Consider the following 20,575-nt stretch of genomic DNA (forward strand, 5'->3'; position numbering starts at 1 on the left):
CGGGGCTACGGGCACGAGAAGGCCGGCAGTTGGAACGGATTGCGAATGCTGTTGGGCGTGAACTCCAGCGTGACGCGATGGCCGTCGAGATTGAACGTCGCCTGGCGGCCGAGGCCGCCGGTGCCCGAAGACTGCGCCATATCCACCAGGCGGTTCAGCGCCCACGGCCCGCTGGTCACCAGGCTGGCGGTGGTGCCGTTGGCCAGCGCCAGCTGCAGATGCACCTGGTTGGTATTGCGGGTGCCCGGCCAGCTGACCACCAGCGGCACCTGCGGGCCGTGGCTGTATTTGAACAGCTGCCCGTCGATATCCAGCGTCAGGTTGAGGATGTCGTTATCCATCCGCACCGGCCGCACGGTCACGCGGTACGAGGGCGTCGCGGTACCGTTGGCGAAGAAGGCGTCGCGGATGCGCTGCGCCTGCTGGAACGAACGCAGGATGCCTTCGCCGCCGGGCAGCGTCTTGCCGTCCACGCCGGGGGTAAAGCGCCAGTTGGCGCGGGTAGTGTCGACCTTGCCCTGCAGGTTGTCGCGGAAGAAGCTGTCCATCAGCCCGCTGTTCGGCGCGAACATGCGCGCCAAATCGTCCGGCGTCACTTCCTGGCGCGCCCGGGCCACCAGCGGATAACGCCCGGCGATCGCCTGGCGGCAGAAGCTGCCGACCTCGAAGCTGATGCGTTTTTTCACGTTCTCCATCTCTTTGCGCTGGGTGTCGCTGCTGGCGCCGATCGCCAGCGACAGCAGCATCTGTTTGAACGGCACCGGCAAGCGGCCGGACTCGGCCTGCAGGCGCGGGATGATGTCGCTCGGTGGCGCCGACATGCCGCTGTTGGCCGCGCCTTGTACCGCCGTCAGGTAGCTGTACAGCTCATCGACCTGTTTCAGCACGCTGTCGAAAGGGATCGCCTTATTGCCTTCGCCCTGGCTTTGCGCCAGCTCCAGCAGCGGCGCGAAGTGCGCCATCACCAGCTGTTCCGGCTGGGCCGACACGTCGCCGTCGGCGTTGGCCGGCCGGTTGGTGAACAGCGCCTCCAGCGTGCGGTTGGCGTTTTGATTCAGCCTGTCTTCGGTTTTGGCCAGCAGCGAGCGGGAATCGGCGTCGCTTTTCTCGTCGCGCAGGGTGACGTTTTTGCTGACGTTGACCAGCAGGTTGCGCATCGGCGACGGGTTGCCTGACAGCAGGCGCGCGCTGCTGATACGCTGGGTCAGGTTGCCGATGTTGGCCAGTTGGATATCCCCCAGCAGCTCATCCCAGGCGCTGATGAAATCCTGCATATACAGCTGGCGGATGGTCTTGGTCAAATCGTCGCTCTTCTGCTCCGGCGTCTGGCTGTTCAACACCCAGACGTCTTCCTTGCGCAGGGTATCGGTCACCGGATCGATGTTGTCGTTGAACGCTTTCCAGTACCCTTGCGAGGTGAACAGGCCCGGCACGCCATCGGTCACCGGTTTGCCGCTTTTGCGGCTGAACGCCAGCTCGGTCTGCGGGCCGGCCAAATCGACCAGGCTGACCGGCTTGATGTCGGTCTGTTTCAGCAGCAAGCGCTTGAGGCGGCCATAGACGCGCTGCGACAGCGGCGCCCGATTGATGGCGGCCTGCGCCTGCGCCACCAGCTGTTCGTCTTTGGCGTAGGGCGAGGCCTGGATCTGCGCATCCAGCAGTTGGCTCAGGTGCCATTCGATCTGCTGCAGCTGTTTTTGGGTGCTGCCCTGCGGCAGGTTGCGCTGCAGGTTGAGCATCACCCAGGCGCGCAGGAATTTGCCGTCGTACTGCTTCGGCAGATACAGCATCTGGTAGGCCTTCAAAGCTTCATAGCTGAAGTCCGCGTCGCCGTGGTTGTCGTTGCGCAGCGTGGTGGCGATCTGTTGCGCCACCTGCGGCAGCAGCAGCTCTTTCAGCGCTTTTTGGTACAGGGCATTGCCGGCGTCACCGACCTGATCGCCGCGGAACAGCCCCATGCGGTAAGTGAACGGTGGGTCGTCCAGCGAAAAGTTCTGGCTGTCCGGCAGGTGCAGCAGGCTGTTGAGGAACGGCAGCAGCGAGAACATGTCGCCGTTGCCCACCTGCGTCAGGTTTTGCCCCTGGCGCTCGACGCCGGGCACCTTGGCGGCCACTTCCGCCAGGTAGGCCTTGTTGTTGCCGTAGCTGGTGAACCAGAGCATCGCCAGCACCGCCAGGACCACCGCCAGTGCGATGTAACCCGCCCAGTGCAGGGCGCGGTTGCGGTATTCCCACCAGCGGTTGCTGCCCGCCAGCCCGGACTCCTGGAAGATCACCGATTCCAGCGTCTCTTTCAGGAAGAAGCTCTGGCCCTTGGCCGCCGGGATCGGCGTTTCCTGGCCCACGCTGTCCCAGGCCGCGTTGGCCTGCGCCCCTGAGTTTGCCGTCGGCAGCTGCAGGTAGCGGTTCAGTTCGCCCATCACCCGGTCGAACGGCAGCCCCTCTTGGGTGCCGCTGGTGAAATAGATGCCGCGCGGGGTAAAGCGGGTTTCAAAACTGGAGGTGGCGAACACCTGTTCCAGATAGTGGCCGAGCAGCGGGCGCAGCGCGGCGAATTCCTGCGGGAACAGATAGCTTTCGGCGCGTTGGCGCGCGTCGTGCTCCATCAGCAGCGTATCCGGCAGCGCCGCATCCAGCCGTTGTTGCAGCAGGGCGTATTGTTGTTCGAAGGCGGCGTTCAGGTTGAAGTCCGGCTGCCGCGAGCGCTCGTAAGGGAAGGTGAATCCCCAGATCTGGTCGCGCTGCGCTTTGTCGAAGCTGCCGAAATAGGCCATAAAGCCGTTGAGCAGGTCGGTTTTGGTCACCAGCACATAGACCGGGAAGTGAATGCCCAGCTGTTCGTGCAGTTCGATCAGGCGCTTGCGCAGCGCGCTGGCCTGGGCGGCGCGCGCTTCGGCGCTGTCGCTCAGCAGATCGGCGACGCTGATGGTGACCATCACGCCGTTGATTGGCTGGCGGGTGCGATATTTTTTCAGCAGCGCGACGAAGCTTTGCCATTCGCCGGCGTCTTCTTCGCGCTGGCTTTCCTGGGTGGTGTAGCGGCCGGCGGTGTCGAGCAACACGGCGTCGTTGGTAAACCACCAGTCGCAGTTGCGGGTGCCGCCCACGCCGCGCAGCGCGGATTTGCCGAAGCGATCCGCCAGCGGGAAGTGCAGGCCGGAATTGACCAGCGCGGTGGTCTTGCCGGCGCCGGGTGCGCCGATGATCACATACCACGGCAGTTGGTACAGGTATTGGCGGCTAAAGCGGGTCATCCAGCGGTGTTTGCCGTCGCCCTGGCCCGGTGCGAAGCGCGCCTTTTTCAGCAGCTGCGCCGCTTCGTCGAAGCGCTGCGCCAGCTGATCGTCTTGTTTAACCTCTGGCTTGCCGTCTTCCGCCGGCACCGTTTCGGCGGCGCGCAGGTTGCTCAGCAGGCGGCTGTTGAACCAGGCGCTGTAGAGGCGCGGGATCAGGCGGCACAGGAACCAGATCAGGTAGATGACGCCAATGGCGATCTGGCGGTTAAGTTCCGGCTCCAGCGGGCGATAGTCGCCGATGGCCACCAGCGGGCCGATCATCCAGATGATGAACGCCAGCGCGGTAATGCCGACAAAGCCCCACAGCAGGCGGCTGGTGATGATGGAGAATAACGTACTGAGCATTACTTTCCGGTTCCTTGCGGCAAGCCGTTGATTTCCGCCTGGGTGTTTTCCGGGGCGACCAACAGCGTAATCTCTACCCGGCGGTTCAACGCGCGGTTCACTTTGTTATCGTTCGGCGCGACGGGGTTGCTCTCGCCGCGGCCCTCGGCCTTGACCCGCTGCGGGTTGGCGAGGTGTTTTTGCAAGCGGGCGCTGACCGCTTCGGCGCGCGCCAGCGACAGCTCCCAGTTGGAGGCGAAACGGGCGCTGCGGATCGGCAGGTTGTCGCTGTAGCCGGTGACCAGGATCTTGCCGCTGACGCCGTTCATGGCGGCGGCGATGCGGTCGATGACCGGGATATAGTTGGCGCGCACCGTGGTGGCGGCGGAGTCGAACAGCCCGTCGCCTTTCAGGATCACCACGCTTTGCTGCGCTTCGTCGCGCACCACCACCAGCCCTTCGGCGATCTCTTTGCGCAGGAAGCTTTTCAGGCTCAGCGTCGGCGGCGCGGCCGGCGCCGGGTTACCGATCGCCACCTGCGGCAGATTGGTTTGGTAAATCGCCGCCAGCACCGGGCTGGTGTTGTCGCCCAGCCGCCAGTTGAGGGCGATGAACAGCAGCGAAGCCAGGAAGCCGGTCAGCGCCACGCAGGCCCACAGCGGCACCAGCGGCCGCCACAGTTTCTGCTGTACCGGCAGATCCAGCGCATGAGGCGACAGCGGCGGGGCGTAGCCGCCGCGCACCGTCCGGATCAGCTGCAGCAGGCGCTGTTTCATGGTTTCCAGCTGAGAACGGCCGTTTTCCATGACCCGATAGCGGCCTTCAAAGCCCAGCAGCAGGCAGTAATTGATCAGTTCCAGCAGGTTGATGTGCTCACGCGGGCTCTGCGACAGCTTGGCCAGCAGCTGGAAAAACTTTTCGCCGCCCCAGGTTTCGTTATGGAAGGTCACCAGCAGCCCGCTGCCGGACCACACGCTGTTGCTGCCCCACGGGGTCAGCGCCGCCGCTTCATCCAGCGCGGTGCACAGGCAATAACGCGCGCCGATGATCACTTCGTACGGCAGATTGGCGCGTTGGCCGCGGATCTCGAAGCGGCGCATTTCGTCGATCAGCTGTTGGCGCAGCTGCGCCGGGTTGGCGTGCGTGGCCGACTGGCGGATCTGCGAAATGGCGTTCAGCAGCGGGTTGGCGGCGTCCACCAGCGGATTGGCCGCCGGCGCCATGCTATTTTCCTGAGTCATAGGTTACCGGTCCGTATGGCTGCGAATCGCCCAAAATTCCATGTCCAGCCCCGGGAACTCGCCGGCCAGATGCAGGGCGAAGGCGCTGGATTTTTCCATCTGTTTCCACAGGTCGCCGCCTTTTTCCAGCTCGAAATAGGTGTAGCCGGCGTGATAGGGGATCTGACGCGGCGCGGCGGGCATGGTGCGCAGGCCGATGCCCGGCAGCTGCAGCTGTACCAGATCGCGGATGCGCGTGACCGGGGCGATCTTCATCTGCGCCGGGAAGTGGGTCAGCAACACCTCGGCGGCCACGTCGGCGCGCACTGCCAAGACGAAACCGAAGTCGCGCATCATTTTGGTGTCCTGCACGGTGGCGACGTTCAACCCGTGGGAGCGTTCGACCAGCGTCAGCTGAATGGCGTTGTCTTCCAGCACCACTGACAATCCTTGACGCAGCAACAGCATCAGCTTACCGAAGCACAGCGCCAGGTTGTCGTGGTCGTACACCGGCAGGCGGCCTTCCGGGGTGCGCTGCGCCGAGAAGCTGGCGAGCTCGGTGGCGAACTGCAGCCAATCGGCGAACAGGCGTTCCGGGTGCAGATGGTCGAGGTGATAGGCATGGCTCACCTGGCCAAGATGACGGTTGATCAGCTGCAGCAGCATGAAATCGACCATTTCGGAACTGCCGCCGCGGCCCGGCTGCAGCAGGCGTTGGCTCATCTGCTGGCTGCGCTGCTGCAGCAGGCCCTGCAGGTCGTTGATGAAGGTTTTCAGTACCGGGTTGCCCTGGCAGTTCAGCATCGGCGGGATTTGCGCCGTATCAAGACGCAGGCTGTTGTCGCCGCGCTTTTCCAGCACGCGGGTAACGCCGAGCGCCGTCCATTCGGCGTTTAGCTCGCTCTCCAGCATCAGCCGCAGGCGCAGGCGACCGAATTGCAGCGCCGCGCTGCCCACCGAGACGGCGTTGAGATCGTCGACTTCGTTCTCGTAAGCCAGATAGCGCGCCAGCGCCTCCGGGCTTTCCTGAAAGATCACGTCTTCACGCCCTGCGCGGTAAGTCGGCAGGGCCAGCACCACGTTTTCACCGGTCTGGTTTTCGGCGATGCTCAGCGGCGCGGGCGCCTGCTGGGCACCGGCAAAGCGAAACGGCGTGCCGTCCGGCATGATGCCGCTGGCGGCGTTGAGCGCAATCTTGCCTTGGCGCAGCAGCGTTTGATCCAGATCCAGGGTCAGGAACCCCCAGAAACAGCCGCTGTGGGCCTGGCCCCAGTTGCGCATATAGCCTTCGAGATAGTTTTCCGCCTGCTGGAAATGGTGAGGGCGTAAAAACATCCCCTCAGTCCAGACAACCTTATGAGCATCTTTCATCATCACACCTATAGTTACTTCGCTTCAGCGCAGCGGTAGATCAGTCGACCTTTTTTACGGGGCGCAGGCCATTCACGCCCGCGACGATATGTGCTTCCAGCTCATCCGGCGAGAATTGCCATACCTTGTAGAAATTGGTTTCGGTGGGCTCCGGCAGCGGCAGCGAAATGCGCCAGGCCTTGCCGTCCAGGTTTTGATACTCGGCGATCACGCCGATGTAACGTGCGTCCAATGCGCTTTGCCCGCCGAGCGTCTTGCCGGTCTGGCCCGGCGTCAGGAAGAACTGATCGCTGTCCAGCAGGCTATTGCCGAGCACGCTTTTGGCGTCGTTTTGCAGACTGAAGAAGTCGGCATCCATGAATTCCGCATCCGAACGCAGTAGCAGCACGCGAATTTTTATCGGCGCCGGTTGTGCGCCGGCGGCGGCGTTGACCTGGCGATCGGCATCGAACACCAGGCTGTAGCGCGACGGCACGCTTTTGGCGGAAGACATGCAACCGCCGAGCGCCAACGCGCCCAGCAGCAGAAACAACATCCCGCACCAGCGGGAAGCGATAGGGGTCTTCATCATGGGAATCTCGTCGCCCGCAGGCGTACTGACTACTGGAGGATCCAGGTGGCTGAGCCGGCGTTTTTACACGCCTTGCTGTCGCCGCCGACTTTGACGCAGTCCTGTTTGGCGGCGCGCGCGCGGCGCGGCAGATCTTTGCGCAGCGTTGATTTGTAGCGCGCTTCCGGTACGCCGGCGTTGGCCTGGATATAACCCACCAGGTCGCCACCGCGAATGGCGGAGATCGCCAGCCAGTTGTTTTCCACTTCGCCCAGCGCGTAGAACGCGGCGGCGTTGTCCAGGCTGCCGACGGCGGTGCCGGTATAATCGGGGCTGCTCATGATGCTGGCGGCGTACAGGCTGCGGTATTCCTCACCGATCGGCTTGAACTGTTTCGGCGCGCTCACCGCGGCGCGGTGTTTTAGCGTGACGCCATTGACTTCACTGCTGACGATGGCGTCGTTATTGAGCGCCGGCGGCGGCGGCGGCGGGGTGGAGCAACCGGCAAGCGTCAGGGCGGTCAGCAGCGTCAGGGTAATCCGTGTTTTCACAATGTCCTCTTTTTCTTGATTGAATGGCTGTGTAATAAGGCGCCGTCATCAGGGCGCAAGCAGCAACACTTTTAATTGGCTCGGCACGATGCGCATGCCGAGCGCGTTGGTGGAATTCTGCAGGCTGAGGCTGGTCAACCGGGTGGCCGGGGTGCCTTTGAGCAGCACGGTAAAGGCGCCGGTCAGGTGGCGGGACGGCCCCATCACCGTGCCGGAAGCGACGCCGGTGGCCACGCCGGGGTTGTCGCCGTTGGTCAGGGGCGTCACCGTCGCCATGTTGTGCGCCGGGGTGCCGACGAACAGAATGTTGAACGCATTCGGGATGGCGGTCGGCGCCAGGGCGATATCCGGGTAAGGCACGGGCACCGGCGCCGGGCTTGGCGTCAGACAGACGTCGGGAAACGCCAGGTCCACGCCGATCATTTGGCTGTTGGCAAACATAAAAGGCCTCCGCAGGTTATCCGACGTGGATTTGTTCCGAATCCAGCTTGGTGATGTCTTTCGAGGTAATCAGCGTGTTGCGGGCATGAATGCGGGCGTAATCTTCCGCCTGGTAATCCAGCTGCCCGGCGCGCACGTGCTCGGTCTGGCGCACTTTGCGAAACAGCGAATGGCTGATCTGGCTGACCGAATGCCACAGCGACTCGCAGCGTTTGCCGACCAGGCGGCTGAGGCTGACAAAGGCAGACAGCTCTTCGCCGCTGTATTTCATCTTGTCGACGTGGCAGTCGCCGCTGTTCGCTTGCAGCGTCATGGCGTCGCCGCTCAGGTTCAGCGCCTGCGCGCCGTGCAGCGACAGCGAGCCGTTCGGTGTTTCAATGTGCAGATCGCCTGCGACGCAGAGCCGCGCCGCGCTTTGCGGCTCTGCGCGCTCGAGGACGGCGATCGCCCACAGCTGGTGGCCGCAGCCGGCGACCAGCACGTTATCGCCGAGGGCCGGCGTCAGCAGGCAGCTCGCCGCCCGGCGGCAATGCCAGCCGCGGCCTTCGCACTCCACCACCAGGCTGCCGTCCGGCAACAGGTTGACGACCTGGCCGGCGGCCTGCTGGGGCGGTGCGATGTTGACGGCGCGAGTTGTGTTGGCAACGCTCATGGTGATCCCCTCGTGAAGTGGTCAATGCATTCAGATTCGGCTCTGGCGCTGTGCGCTCCAGGTTTCGGCGGCGTACAGTTCTTCGTCGCGCTCGAGGATCCCGCTGCGATCGCCCCAGCGCGTTTGCTGCTGGTGGGCGCGGTGCATGCGGGTGCGCATAAAACGCGCGCGCCGGAAATCGGCGGCGCCGATGTCGGCGTAACAGAAGTCGGCGTAGGTCAGGTCGCTGTCGCTGAAATCACAGCGCGCCGCGCGGCTGCGCTGGAACACGCATTGATACAGGCGCGCCTGGCTAAAGTTGGCGGCGTCCAGCGTCGCTTCGCTGAAGATCGCCTGATCGAACTGCCCGCTGCGGCACTGTGCGTGGGTCAGATTAGCCTCCAGCCACAGTGACTGCTGCGCTTGCACGCCCGTCAGGTTGGCGCGCAGCAGTGAAGCGCCCTTGAAGTTGCTTTGACGCAACGTCGCCTGGCTGAAATCGACGTCGTCCAGTTGGTTATCGGTAAACTGGCAGGCGATGAGGCGCTGCCCGGCGTAACTTTTGCCGCGGTGGTCACATTCGAAAAACGTGACGCGGTCGAAATCAACCCCATCAAACCTTGTTTCACAGAGATTTAATCGAAAGAACGTGACAAGTGACAGCCTCGTATGACTTAAATCTGCGCCGTCGAGCGGGCTTTCGTAAAAGGTGGTGCGATCGTGCTGAGTGGCGGAAAAATTCGCGCCGGCCAATTGGCATGACATCCAGTGGCTTTGGTTGAGCGGCAGCCGGCTAAAGTCGCTCTGTTCAAGCCGGCAGTCGTTGAACATCGTCAGTTCGATATGGCTCTCGCTGAAGCGGCCGCCTGCCATGGCGCACTGATTGAAGGCCGTTTGCTTCAGGTTCGCTCGCGCAAATTGAGCGTGTTCGAGCCGGCAATCACTGAAGACGCTGTCGCGCAGATCGCAATCGGAGAAGTTCACGCCGTTCAGGTTCAGTTCGTTGAACATGCCGCCGGCCAAATCCATACCGGCGAATGACAGGCCGTGCAAATCCTCACCGGCAATCAGCTCGCCGCGTTTCACGCGCTGGCGTATCTGCTCAGGTTTTGACGTCATACTTCCTTCCCGTTGTGGCGAGGCAATGTTTTCACCCTGGCGGTATAGGCACCGTCGAGCCGGGTCGCCTGATCCACTTGCGACTGCGACAAATCGGCCCGGAACAGATTGGTGCCCTGCAGGTCGGCGCCTGACAGTACGCATTTTTGCAGGATCGCCGCGATGAAATTGGCGTCGCGCAGGTTGGCCTGGGACAGATCGCAGCGAATAAACAGGCTGTCGCTGCCGTTGGCCTGACGGAAATCGGCCTCGTTCAGCCGGGCTTCCGACAGGTCGCAGTTGTCGAGGCGCGCACGGCTGAAATTAGCCCGCTGCAACGGCATCTGGCGCAAATTGCACTGGTTCAGCGTCGCGTCGCCGAAATCCGCCTGCGGCAACAGCGTCTTTGCCGCGAAGGCGCAGGCGGTGAGGCGTGCGGCGCGGAAGCTGAGGCTTTGCGTCTCGGTATCAACCCAGGCGCAGCTCTCTAGCCGTGCCCGATCGAAGTTCACCGCCAACAGCCGGCATTTGACGAAGCTGACTTTGTCGAGCCGGGCGTGGCTGAATGTCAGCTGCTCCAGTTGCAGCTCCATCAACGTAATGTTGGCCAGCGTGGCGCGGTTGAAGTCACACTGCCCGAGCAGGGTTTCGTACCCCAGCAGGTCGCGTAACGACGCCATAGTGAAATCGCAGCGTTGAAACAACGTTTGCTGGATGTTGGTTTCGTGCAACTGCGCGCCGCCGAAATCCGTCGCTTCACATTTCGCCAGGGCCAACGAGGCGTGGCTCAAATCGGCCTGCTGTAAGACGGCGCCGCTGAGATCGGCGCGCGCCAACATTGCCTCACGAAGATCGCAACCCACCAATTGGGTTTGGCGCAGATCGGCGTTTTCCAGCAAAGCGCCGCGCAAGTTAGCCTGGCAGAGATCCATGCCGGACAGATCGGCGCCGGTGAGATCCAGGCCGCTGAGATCCTTATCGCGCAGCATGGCGGCGGCGACGCGTTGGCGAATGATTTGCGCCAGATCGCCACGCAGGCGCAGTGCAGGGCTTTGCGCCTGTGCCGACATTAAATACATTTGGTGCAGCGCGCGTTCGCTTTCCCCACGCTGTTTATCGCTAAATGCGTCAGGATGCCGGCGTGCCTCCTGGAACAGCAGATCGCGTTGCTGCTGGTAGCTTTCCGCACCGGATGGCGGCACATGGTCCCCACCGGGGTTGAGCGGATCGATACCCTCGGCTTGCGTCAGCTTGAGCATGTCCTGATACTGCGCCTCGGCCTGGCTTTCCAGACGCTCGACGAATTCGGCGAGCTGGTCCAGCTTCGGCGGCGCCTCTTGCGACGGGCGCGGGAAAAGTTCATCAATGTCTTGCCCCTCGCGCAGCAGACGCTGGCGATGCTCTTCGCGTTGCTGGTGCTCGTAGGCGGCGATATTTTCCGCCATCGGGCTTTGCTGCGTCGGCGTTTCCGTATCCAGCCAGGCGCCGATGCACGCCTCCGGCAGCAACTCTTGCTCACGAAAAGCGTGCAGAGCACCCCGTTCTTTATCCAGCCGCTGGGCCAATACCTGCCGATAATGCGCGGTGGAGCGGGGCTCGCCTTCGGTTTCCAGGGCCGGCATCAGCTGCATCACGTCGGCCGCATCGTCTTCATTGATGCATGTGCTGCCCTGATAAATCAGCAGCATCTGTTCCCGATGGGGGAAGAACCAGACGGTGGTGTGGCGCATCGCGATCTCTTCGAAATGCGTTTCGCCGCCGCGCAGCCGGTTGATGAAGCAGCGCGCGCGCCACGGCGGCAAATGCCCTTGCTGTACCGGTTCTGAAGGGTGCATGTTCCAAATCCGATAGGCGGCCCGGGGCGGCAAGCTGTCGCGTTGAGGATACTGCTGATCGCTTTCCGCCATGTTGAACAGGCGCCAGTCGATATCGTTGGCGAAGCCGGGAAAGCCGTTTTTCAACCAGTCGGCGTCGTAGTTTTTGCCGATGCGGGAGAAGCGGCGCGGCCAGGTGATATCCAACGCGTCAAAGCTTGCCGGTTGCGCGCTTTGCCGAGAAGACGCAAGGCGCCCCTGCAGGGGTTCAACATTGGGTAGGCGATGGATGCGGCCTTGCGGAAATGTTTCTGGGGTGGCGCCGATGCCGTGCGGATTATCGGCGAACTGTGCGCCGCCGTAAGCCCGGCGCCAGTCCAGACGCATTTCTGCAAAAGGGAGGGGAGTAGAGGGACGATCGTTGATCCAATGGCGATCGCCGAAAACCACCAGCGTTTTTTCCAGCGAATCAAGCTGGATCTTCACGGCGCAAGCGGTTTTGTCTTGTTGATGATGGGTGTAGGCATTGCCGGTGGCGAGAAACTCCGCGCAGGCTTTTGGGATAGCCAAATCGAGCACGCCGCCGCTCAACGTGAGTTCGTCGGCGGCCAACTGCCACAACTCCGGTTCGGGACGCAGGCGCGGGGCTGCCCCCATGTCGGCCAAGGCCAAAACGGAAACGCCCAGATGGTTTTGCCCTTGCCAAGAGAAGGGACGATGAAGCGCGCTGAGGCGCAGAGGTTTTACGACTTTCATTGTGTGTGTAAAGCTTCCTGTGGATATCAGCCGGCAGCCAGGCTGCTTGCTCAAAAACAATCCGTTTTTCGGTTTAATAGATATCAGGCTATGTCACAACAGATGAAGAAAACGATGCGGCGTTCAGAGCCGATCGCCAATGCGGGGAGCGCCCCGCTTCGAAATGGATGATCAAGAGGACAGTGCGTTGTCCTTTCCGCTTATTCCACGAGCCAGCAGCACGGCGGCCACGGACAACGCCGCGGCGATCGCCTTGGCGATCAATTGGCCGGCGCTCTCCAGGTGATAGGGCGCAAAGAAGCCGATGTCATTGGTGCCCAGGATCAGCAGCGCGGCGAGCGCCGCAAAACAGGGCGGCTCTATCGCCAGCGCCAGTCTGCCGGTGGGCGCCGCACCCAGGTAACTCATCAAAAAGCCGGGAAAAATCAGCAATCCGATCAGTTCTGCGGGGGCATTTACCGCAGACATCACCTGCTGGTTGTATTTCAGGAGCGCCAGCATCAGCGCGACAAAGATCAGCAGCCGCACAGGCAACGTGGCCGCTCGGTTGGCCGACAAAAAGGTTTTGCCGATCGCAGCGAGCAATACGCAGCCAACCAGGATGCCAAAGAAGGTAAACAGGACTTGTCCCCAGAGGCTGTCCTGCGTCGAAAAGGCAATGAACGTGCCCATCGTGACACTTCCTTATGCAAGGTGATTTCGCGAACTGATGAACGATAAGCCGTTTACGGAACGTTGAAATCGGATCGCGTGATTGAAGGGATGCTTTTCGCTCAAAGCCGGGAAAGCTCTTCGATCACCGCTTTTTTGGGATTCTTCGGATCGTACTTTATCGCGATGAAATGGCCCGGCTGATAACGCGGCAGATCCACGACGCTGATCGGGCCTTTCGCCACGGCCGTATGGTTTTTCCCGTCTTGGGCGATGTACTTGACTTCGACTTCGCAGACCGGCCGATTCCCGTCCCACAGGTTGGTCTGGCGAATGCTGACGATTTGCCCTGAGGCGGAAATACCGTTCTCCATCACGCTGAGGGAAGAACCGATATGTTTGAAATAACCCCAGATATCGACCGTGATGAATTTGAAAAAGCCCACCAGGCTGAGAATGGGAGCCAATAAAATCAAACCGATAACGGTGAAAACATTTTTGGCCTTCGACATGGGAGTCCCTTTACAAGAAGATCGCCAGCGCCTTGGTGCTCAATCGTAAGGCACCGTTGGTCACCAGCGCGCCAAGCTGCGTGAACGTCATGGGATCATTACTGAGCTTGAAATTGGTTTTGCTGATCGACAGCGGGTTGTGCGAGATATCCAGCATCGTGTGTTTCAGGCTGGCTCCTGTCAACGCAAGATTTGAACCGTAAAAGGCGAAGTTGGCCCCGGTCGCCACCCATTTCAAGCCGTGGCAGTTATCTTTCCAGCTCGGTGTTTGCACCGATACGCCGTCCGCGCTGGTGATATTGATCGTTTTCGCCTTGATGGTCAGCGTGCCGGTGATCGTGGTGCTCTGATCGTTTTTGTAGGTCTCGGTGACATCCCCGGTTACGGTGGCGGTTTGGCCGCCGCCTTTAATCGTCAATTCCTGCCCGCCGGCGGTGATGGTGGTGTGCTGCCCGCCGGAGGTGATGTTGACCGTCTGCCCTTGCTTGATGGTGCTGGTCTGTTGCCCCTCGGTAATGTCGAGGGTCTGGTTGCCTTTCACCGTGACATGCTGGGTTTGCGTAATGTTTTGCGTCTGCGCGCCGTCGAGCTTGAAGGACTGATTGCCGGTGATGTCGATTTTATCGCCGCCGTCGATAATCGTCAGGTCGCGGCCGCCTTTGATGTTCACCGTCTGGTGAGCGTTCAGGTTGGCGGTTTCCAGCCCATTGACCGTTGTGGTGCGTTTCGCTTTGTACAGGAACGTGGCGTCGCCGGTGACGGTGTCGTCCTGCTGGCGACCGATGGTGGTGGTGCGACTGCCGTCAATATTGACGTTCTTGTCGTTTTCCACCGTCATGTTCATGTTGCGTTCGGCGTGCATGTCGAAAGATTCGTTGCCGGGCGAGTCTTCCAGGAACAGGAAGCTGGCGTTGTCGACGCCGCCGCCTTTGCTGCGGCTCATAAAGCCCATTTTGGTGGCGTCGCCGGGCAGATCCCACGGTGGCATGCTGTCTTCGTTGTAAACGCGGCCGGTGATGATGGGGCGATCCGGATCGCCGTTGATAAAGTCGACCACCACTTCCTCACCGACGCGCGGGATCTGGATCCCGCCGTATTTCCAGCCGGCCCAGGCGCTGGAGACGCGCACCCAGCAGGAGCTGGTTTCGTTGCCGCTGCCGTGGCGATCCCAACGGAATTTGAGTTTCACCCGGCCATATTTATCGGTCCAGATGCTTTCGCCTTCCGGGCCCACCACTTCGGCAGTTTGCGGGCCATGGGTTTTCGGCCAGGGCGTGGTGCGCGCCGGGCGCCAATTGATATCCGCCGGAACGACCTGAAATTCGGTTCGCTGTTCGCCGACGTCGTTATCGTTGCTGGCGTAGCTATTTTCCTGCATGAAGTAATGTGCGCTGACCACCAGGTAGGTGCGGTTGTCTTCCATACGCGGCGCCTGGGTCAGTTGAAAACGATAGCCGGGCGCAATGCCCTGCGAATTACCTTCGCCGCTCATCTGCTCATGCTGCGCTTCGAACTCCTGTTGGCGAACCTTGACGTAAAACTGGCCATGGGCGTGATCGGTATAACGGCCGGGCCAGTCGAACACCTCGGCTTTGTCCTGCGCGAATGAGGCGGGATTTTGCCGGGCCTCCAGCAACCGCGCGCGCGGCTTGCGAAAATCGTAGTCATCCAGGCTATACAGGCTGGGCGTGATGGCGTCAGAAACGCTCCAGCTGTTGATGCTGTCTTTGTTTTCCACTAGGCCGCCTTCCGCGAGCTGATAGGGAATGCTGGCGTAGCCGGCGAGTTCCTGATGGGCCGCCGGCGCGTCAGCCAGCACCAGCGTATGGCCGTCTTGCTGGTGCGTGAAATAGTAATAGATGCCTTCGTGTTCCATCAGACGGCTGATGAAATCGAAATCGCTCTCCTGGTACTGCACGCAGTACCCCCAGATGCGGTAGTCGTAACTCAGGCGGTTATCGATTTTCACCTGATACTGCCCCAGCACCTGAGTCAGGATGTCGGGAACGGTCTTTTCCTGGTAGATGCGAAAATCGCGGTTTTGCGTCAGATACCACAGCGTGGGGCGCAGCACGGCGCGGTAGATATAGTAACGGTTGCCGCCGGCTTCTCGTCCGGAGAGGGTCATGCGCGTGATATTGCCGTTGAGATAACGCGGCGCCAACGGATTGCCCCGCAGCTCCAGCGTGATTTTTTGTCCCAGCAGCGCTTTCAGATCGAGCCGATTGTCGGGGCTGAGCAGCTCGACGTCGAATTCGAACAGGCCGGCCAGTTTTTCCTCACCGGAAAGGCTTCTGAACAACAGCTGATGGGCGGGCAAAGGCGTGTGCGCAATGATAAGACGATCCATACTATTCCCCGGTTTAGGCATAGCTACCGCACGAGAATTGACGCGCGATCCCGATGGCGTATCTGTCACGAATGGAGACAGGAACTGACGAAAGATTTAACAAAGTTTACACAAAGGCACGATTTGTGCAGTCTACAATAGAGCACTGCATTTGCAAAATAGCCTTGTGGATCAATGCTCAATTCGTTAACTCGCTCACGATCTTGTTTTTTATTTTTTAAAACATATAGATACGCATAGATCATTTTTTATCTCAAATTATTGGAGAATTGGTAATACCAGAAAGTAAATGTGTAACACATAAGCCAACGTGCTTATAAAACAACTCTTTTTTTACGTAAAAAAAGTCACTGACTGTTTTTTATCCTTACCATTTGCCAGTTAAAGATGATCAAATATATAAATTTGGCGAATGTTAATTCGGATGATTCCTATTTGGTGGGCGTTCCAGGGCCCACCGACGGGCCTGGGAACATGCGTTTGAACGGTTGAAAATGCAGCGAATGTCGCCGTTAGCGTGGAGAGAAGGCGAAGGAGAGTTGCCCGATAAGCTCGCAGAGCCAGATTAAAGCCGGGTCGCGTTGCGCCTGCCGGCCGGCGATCAGCTCAATGGGAAAAGGCGAGATGGCCAGCTCGTCAGGCAGCGGGAGAATGCGTACGCGTTGCGGATCGGAAAAATGCCGGGCCGCGCTGGCGGCCAGCGTGGCGATCAGATCGCTGTCGGCGACCACCGCCGGCAGAGCGGCAATGTGTGAAAAGGTCACGGCAACGCGCCGTTGACCGCCAATTTCCGCCAGACGCCGGTCGACCAACCCTCTGGCAGAGCCGTCGTCTGCCGGTGCATACAGCCCATGCGGCAGGCTGAGGTAGCGCGCCAGATCCCAGCGGCCATCCGCCAGCTGTGGGTGTGAACGGCTGGCTATACACACCAGATGTTCTTCAAACAACGTGCGCACATAGTGGCTTTCCGCACCGGAAAGGTGCCCTCCCAGCGCGATATCCACCTCGCCGCGATCCAGTTGCCGGTAAATATTGTGGCGATCCAGGCGCGAAACGCGAATATCGATGCCGGGTGCGGTCTGACGCAATCGACTGATGATGGCGGGCAGCAGCAAGATATCGGCATAGTCGCCGGCCGCCAGCGTAAAACGCCGCTGCCCGGCGGTGGCCGGGTCGAAACGGGCAGGGGGTGCCAACGCCAGATGGATTTGCTCAAGCACCCGCTGTATTTGCGGCATCAACTGGTGGGCGCGCGGCGTGGGGGCCATGCCGCCGCCGCTGCGAACAAACAGCGGATCGTTCAGAAGAATGCGCAGCCGCGCCAATGCATTGCTGACGGACGGTTGTGCGCGGTTAAGACGCCGGCCTGCGGCGGTGACGTTGCGCGTCTGATACAACGCCTCAAACACCACCAGCAAGTTGAGATCGACGCTGGATAAATTCATTTTATGAATACTCTATATACAGATAATCCATTTCCAGAATCATACTGCGTTCTTTAGGCTGGAAGTACACGAATTTAGCCTTCAATCAGGGGAAATGATGAACAAAGTTTTGATCACCGGCATTGAGCCGTTCGAGGGTGATGCGGTGAATCCCTCCTGGCAGATTGCGCAGGCGTTGGCCGGTGAACATATTGCCGGCGCGGAGATTGTGGTGCTCGAGCTACCTTGCGTATTGGGCGTAGCCAATCAGCGGTTGATCGCGGCGATTGAGGCATTGCAGCCGCTGGCGGTGATTTGTCTGGGGCTGGCCGGCGGCCGGGCCGAGATATCCCTGGAACGGGTGGCCATCAATCTGATCGATGCCCGCATTCCCGACAATGCCGGTAAACAGCCGATTGACGTGCCGGTGGTTGCCGGCGGGCCAGTGGGCTATTTCAGTACGCTGCCCGTCAAGGCCGCGGTGCAGCAACTGCGCCGGCAGGGGATCCCCGCGGCGGTCTCTTATACGGCAGGCACCTACAACTGCAACCACATTTTTTATGGTCTGCGTCACTATCTGGAGACGCAGCATTCGCGGGCCAGGGGCGGGTTCGTGCATATTCCGTACAGCCATGAACTGGCGGCAGCGCACCCGGGCAAGCCGAGCATGGCACTGGCGACGATGGTGGAAGCGGTGCGCACTGTCGTTCAGGTGACGCTGACGGTAGAGGAAGATGTGCGATTCGGCGACGGTGCCGTACATTAAAAGCAGAGCGCGGCGGACCACGCCCTGCTACGGGTTATTCGTCGGCGACGCGGATCACCAGTTTGCCGAAGTTTTTGCCCTGCAGCAGGCCGATAAACGCCTGCGGCGCCTGCTCCAGCCCGTCGACGATGTCTTCGCGGAACTTGATTTTCCCCTGTTCGACCCAACTGCTCATTTGTTGCAAGAACTCGTCAAAGCGTGAGCCGTAGTCGTCGAAGATGATAAAGCCCTGCATACGGATGCGTTTGCGCAGGATCAGCCCCTCCAGCAGCGGCAAGCGGTCCGGCCCCGCAGGTAACCCGGTGGCATTGTAATGGGCGATGATGCCGCATACCGGAATACGCGCTTTGGTGTTCAACAGCGGTAGTACGGCGTCGAACACCGCCCCGCCGACATTCTCGTAATAGATGTCGATACCCTGTGGGCAGGCGGCGGCCAACCGTTCGGCAAAGTCTGGGGCGCGGTGATCGATACAGGCGTCGAAACCCAACTCTTCCACCACATAGCGGCATTTTTCCGCACCGCCGGCGACGCCGACGACGCGGCAGCCTTTCAGTTTGCCGATTTGGCCGACCACCGAACCAACCGCACCGCTGGCGGCGGCCACCACCAGCGTTTCACCCGCCTGCGGTTGGCCGATGTCGAGCAGCCCCATGTATGCGGTAAATCCCGGCATGCCGAGCACGCCCAGCAGGCGGGAAGGGTGCGGCAAATGCGGGCCGAGGTTGCGCAGGCCGCTGCCGTCGGACAGCGCATATTCCTGCCAGCCGTCATACCCCAATACCCAATCGCCGACGTTGAAATCGGGATGCTGTGAGGCCGCCACGCGCGATACCGTACCGCCCACCATCACCTGACCGATCTCCACCGGCGGCGCATAGGAGGGGGCATCGCTCATGCGTCCGCGCATATAAGGATCCAACGACAGATATACGGTGCGCAGCAGCAGTTGGCCGGCGCCGGGTTGCGGTGCGGGAACGGTATCGAGACGGAAGTTCGCCGCTGTCGGTTCGCCGTTCGGACGCGAGGCCAGCAGGAAGCGGCGGTTCTGTTGAGAAGGGGACATCGAAAGCTCCTTTGTAGTGCGGCAAACAAGGTCCGTTAAGCCTAGTGCAGGAGCGCTGAGGCGACGTGACCGAATGTGCTTAGCTCAGAGCGGAACGATCAACACGTCGATATGACTGATATTGATAAAGCGGGCGGCGGAACAGGAGACTTTGTTCATCATGCTGTCTCGGTGATTGCCGCAGATCAGCAGGTCAAACGGCTGACGGCGGCTGGCGAATGCCAGGCTGTCACCCAGCTCGCCATGCACGATCAGCGTATCGGCGATAGGGTAGCCGGCGCGTTGGCGCAGTTCCTCCATAAACAGCCGGGTTTCCTCTTCCATCAGCGAGCGCAAATCGCCCAGCATCGGCCCGGCGAAATTATTGTACATTTCCGGATTGGCGAGGGTGCTTAACAGGGTGATGCTGCCGCCGTAGGGGCGAACGATGGAGACGGCCTTTTCCACCAGGCGGTGGCTGTCAGGGGCTACGGCGACGGTGACCAGAACGTTTTGATACCCCATATCCGACTCCTTGTTGTATCCATCGTGTTTCAGGCTGCTGCATCGGCGGCCTTGGTGGAAGTACTGCGTCGGATAAAGGGTAGAACCTGGCGGGGGGAATAAATGTGTTTCATATCACGCGCGGCAATAAAAGCTGAATGTGCCCCGGTTATATAGCAATAAAAGATAAAACCGTTGCCGCACGTAATTTCACTGAATTAAAGCACCTGTGCCCACAGCGTTTTCGGCACCTTGCCCAGGTCGAACAATTTACCGGCAACCAGCTCGGCGCGACGGTGGTCGGCGGCACGGTACATATTGCTCATTTCCGTATCGTTTTCAATGGAGTAGTTCAGTTTGTCGTACACCTTCTCCAGGCTGTCCAAAGAGGAGCATTTACGAAATGTCAGCAGATATTCGAGCGTATCGGTCATGATTAAAATATAGCCTGTTAATAGTTAAAGCCGGGTGAATAACACATAGCGACTCACGGCGACGCCGTCGAGGCAGCGATGTACGACCTGACAAAAATCATTTCAATTAGATAAATTGCACTGGGTAATGATGTCGCGCCGCCCGTAGCGGCGCTTTGGTAAATCATAATATGCCAGTGCGCCGTCAGCAATCTCAGCCTGCTGATTAATGGAGAAATAGGGAAAGTCTCAGGGCGGTTGACGGCCGACGCGTCGTCGTTCGTGCTGTGGGCAAGCACAAGGTGCCGTGCCGGGCCTCTTTTGGGTGATTTTTTCACCCGGCCGTGGCGCCGTCGCGGCATTGGGCGATGTTTGTCGCCGCTGCTTGCGTTGAAAAGCCGTTTTTTTCGATGAAGAAATATGAACAGTAAAACAAAACTGCGTTTTATTTTATGACAATGAAGTAATGAAAGCCAAAGCCATGTAAATAATCTCTGGGGGGGAGGGGGAATTATCTCGGCGTCAGAAAAAGAAATAAAAAGCATTAAAGTTTTATGAATTGCTGCCGATATAACGTTTTGGGGAAATTTAACTCAAAAAAGCACTCTTGCATCGTGCTAATACGGAAACATATCGTTACGTCTGTTGGCTTGTTCACTACGCCTGCGAATCATTGATAAGCCATAATCACCTGATGTTGAAAATTAGAACAGCCTCAGGCTGAAGGCTTAAGTCAAATCCGATAGCTAATAACCTTATAGTTTACATTGGTTATTTTTCAGCTTGGATATTTTTTAGTAACTCAAATGGTTATTTATACTGAGTTTGTTGCCTATATGCAGATTTTTGTTCTGTTAT

At 59.9% G+C, this 20,575-nt stretch carries 17 protein-coding genes; 1 reads left to right on the plus strand and 16 read right to left on the minus strand.

Going from position 1 to position 20,575, the window contains the following annotated elements:
• Positions 1–5: 5 nt before the first annotated feature.
• The 13 genes from tssM to ACJ8PN_RS09420 all read right to left on the minus strand — a co-directional run bounded on the left by tssM (position 6) and on the right by ACJ8PN_RS09420 (position 17,010).
• Entirely contained in the window at positions 6–3,641 is a 3,636-nt protein-coding gene (tssM, locus tag ACJ8PN_RS09360) for a type VI secretion system membrane subunit TssM (protein ID WP_442534848.1), read from the minus strand.
• Positions 3,641–4,843: a DotU family type VI secretion system protein gene (locus tag ACJ8PN_RS09365; protein ID WP_004934945.1), complete on the minus strand. Its 1,203-nt coding sequence runs from the start codon at positions 4,841–4,843 to the stop codon at positions 3,641–3,643. Before ACJ8PN_RS09365 ends, tssM begins: the two co-directional genes overlap by 1 nt.
• Positions 4,844–4,864: 21 nt before the next feature.
• The gene (gene tssK / locus ACJ8PN_RS09370) at positions 4,865–6,211 is read right to left on the minus strand and encodes a type VI secretion system baseplate subunit TssK (RefSeq protein ID WP_004934941.1); all 1,347 of its coding nucleotides are present in this window, start codon (positions 6,209–6,211) and stop codon (positions 4,865–4,867) included.
• Positions 6,212–6,251: 40 nt separating this feature from the next.
• A complete protein-coding gene (gene tssJ, locus ACJ8PN_RS09375; RefSeq protein ID WP_351106210.1) occupies positions 6,252–6,782 on the minus strand; it encodes a type VI secretion system lipoprotein TssJ in 531 nt (176 codons plus the stop codon).
• A 29-nt stretch (positions 6,783–6,811) separates the two neighbouring features.
• A complete protein-coding gene (gene tagV / locus ACJ8PN_RS09380) occupies positions 6,812–7,312 on the minus strand; it encodes a type VI secretion system accessory protein TagV (protein WP_033632731.1) in 501 nt (166 codons plus the stop codon).
• A gap of 48 nt (positions 7,313–7,360) precedes the next feature.
• Positions 7,361–7,753, minus strand: a complete 393-nt coding sequence (locus ACJ8PN_RS09385) for a DUF4150 domain-containing protein (RefSeq protein WP_004934933.1) — start codon at positions 7,751–7,753, stop codon at positions 7,361–7,363.
• 16 nt (positions 7,754–7,769) lie between these two features.
• On the minus strand, positions 7,770–8,405 hold the full coding sequence (locus ACJ8PN_RS09390; protein WP_015378275.1) for a DUF3540 domain-containing protein: 636 nt from the start codon (positions 8,403–8,405) through the stop codon (positions 7,770–7,772).
• Between the two features lie 30 nt (positions 8,406–8,435).
• Positions 8,436–9,503 carry a pentapeptide repeat-containing protein gene (locus ACJ8PN_RS09395; protein WP_082996672.1) on the minus strand — a complete coding sequence of 356 codons (1,068 nt, stop codon included), beginning with the start codon at positions 9,501–9,503 and terminating at the stop codon, positions 8,436–8,438.
• Positions 9,500–12,052, minus strand: a complete 2,553-nt coding sequence (locus ACJ8PN_RS09400; RefSeq protein WP_351106206.1) for a DUF2169 family type VI secretion system accessory protein — start codon at positions 12,050–12,052, stop codon at positions 9,500–9,502. Before ACJ8PN_RS09400 ends, ACJ8PN_RS09395 begins: the two co-directional genes overlap by 4 nt.
• A gap of 171 nt (positions 12,053–12,223) precedes the next feature.
• Positions 12,224–12,724, minus strand: coding sequence for a hypothetical protein (locus tag ACJ8PN_RS09405; RefSeq protein ID WP_082996674.1), 501 nt, complete (start codon positions 12,722–12,724; stop codon positions 12,224–12,226).
• A 101-nt stretch (positions 12,725–12,825) separates the two neighbouring features.
• On the minus strand, positions 12,826–13,215 hold the full coding sequence (locus ACJ8PN_RS09410) for a DUF3592 domain-containing protein (protein WP_004934914.1): 390 nt from the start codon (positions 13,213–13,215) through the stop codon (positions 12,826–12,828).
• Between the two features lie 10 nt (positions 13,216–13,225).
• Positions 13,226–15,565: a type VI secretion system Vgr family protein gene (locus ACJ8PN_RS09415; protein ID WP_346594307.1), complete on the minus strand. Its 2,340-nt coding sequence runs from the start codon at positions 15,563–15,565 to the stop codon at positions 13,226–13,228.
• A gap of 512 nt (positions 15,566–16,077) precedes the next feature.
• Positions 16,078–17,010 carry a LysR family transcriptional regulator gene (locus ACJ8PN_RS09420; RefSeq protein WP_351106201.1) on the minus strand — a complete coding sequence of 311 codons (933 nt, stop codon included), beginning with the start codon at positions 17,008–17,010 and terminating at the stop codon, positions 16,078–16,080.
• 97 nt (positions 17,011–17,107) lie between these two features.
• Between ACJ8PN_RS09420 and pcp the strand changes: the two genes are divergently transcribed.
• Positions 17,108–17,755 carry a pyroglutamyl-peptidase I gene (pcp, locus tag ACJ8PN_RS09425; protein WP_004934904.1) on the plus strand — a complete coding sequence of 216 codons (648 nt, stop codon included), beginning with the start codon at positions 17,108–17,110 and terminating at the stop codon, positions 17,753–17,755.
• A gap of 34 nt (positions 17,756–17,789) precedes the next feature.
• Here pcp and ACJ8PN_RS09430 read toward each other — a convergent pair whose 3' ends face one another.
• The 3 genes from ACJ8PN_RS09430 to ydgT form a co-directional block, all read right to left on the minus strand.
• Positions 17,790–18,821 (minus strand): NADP-dependent oxidoreductase, encoded by a 1,032-nt coding sequence (locus ACJ8PN_RS09430; protein WP_015378268.1) that lies wholly within the window; start codon positions 18,819–18,821, stop codon positions 17,790–17,792.
• Positions 18,822–18,905: 84 nt separating this feature from the next.
• Positions 18,906–19,325, minus strand: a complete 420-nt coding sequence (gene uspC / locus ACJ8PN_RS09435; RefSeq protein ID WP_044031007.1) for a universal stress protein UspC — start codon at positions 19,323–19,325, stop codon at positions 18,906–18,908.
• Positions 19,326–19,522: 197 nt separating this feature from the next.
• The gene (ydgT, locus tag ACJ8PN_RS09440; RefSeq protein WP_004934895.1) at positions 19,523–19,738 is read right to left on the minus strand and encodes a transcription modulator YdgT; all 216 of its coding nucleotides are present in this window, start codon (positions 19,736–19,738) and stop codon (positions 19,523–19,525) included.
• Positions 19,739–20,575 lie beyond the last annotated feature (837 nt).

Source organism: Serratia sp. CY76391, assembly GCF_052166695.1.
In the GTDB taxonomy this organism is placed as follows: Bacteria; Pseudomonadota; Gammaproteobacteria; order Enterobacterales; family Enterobacteriaceae; genus Serratia; species Serratia nematodiphila.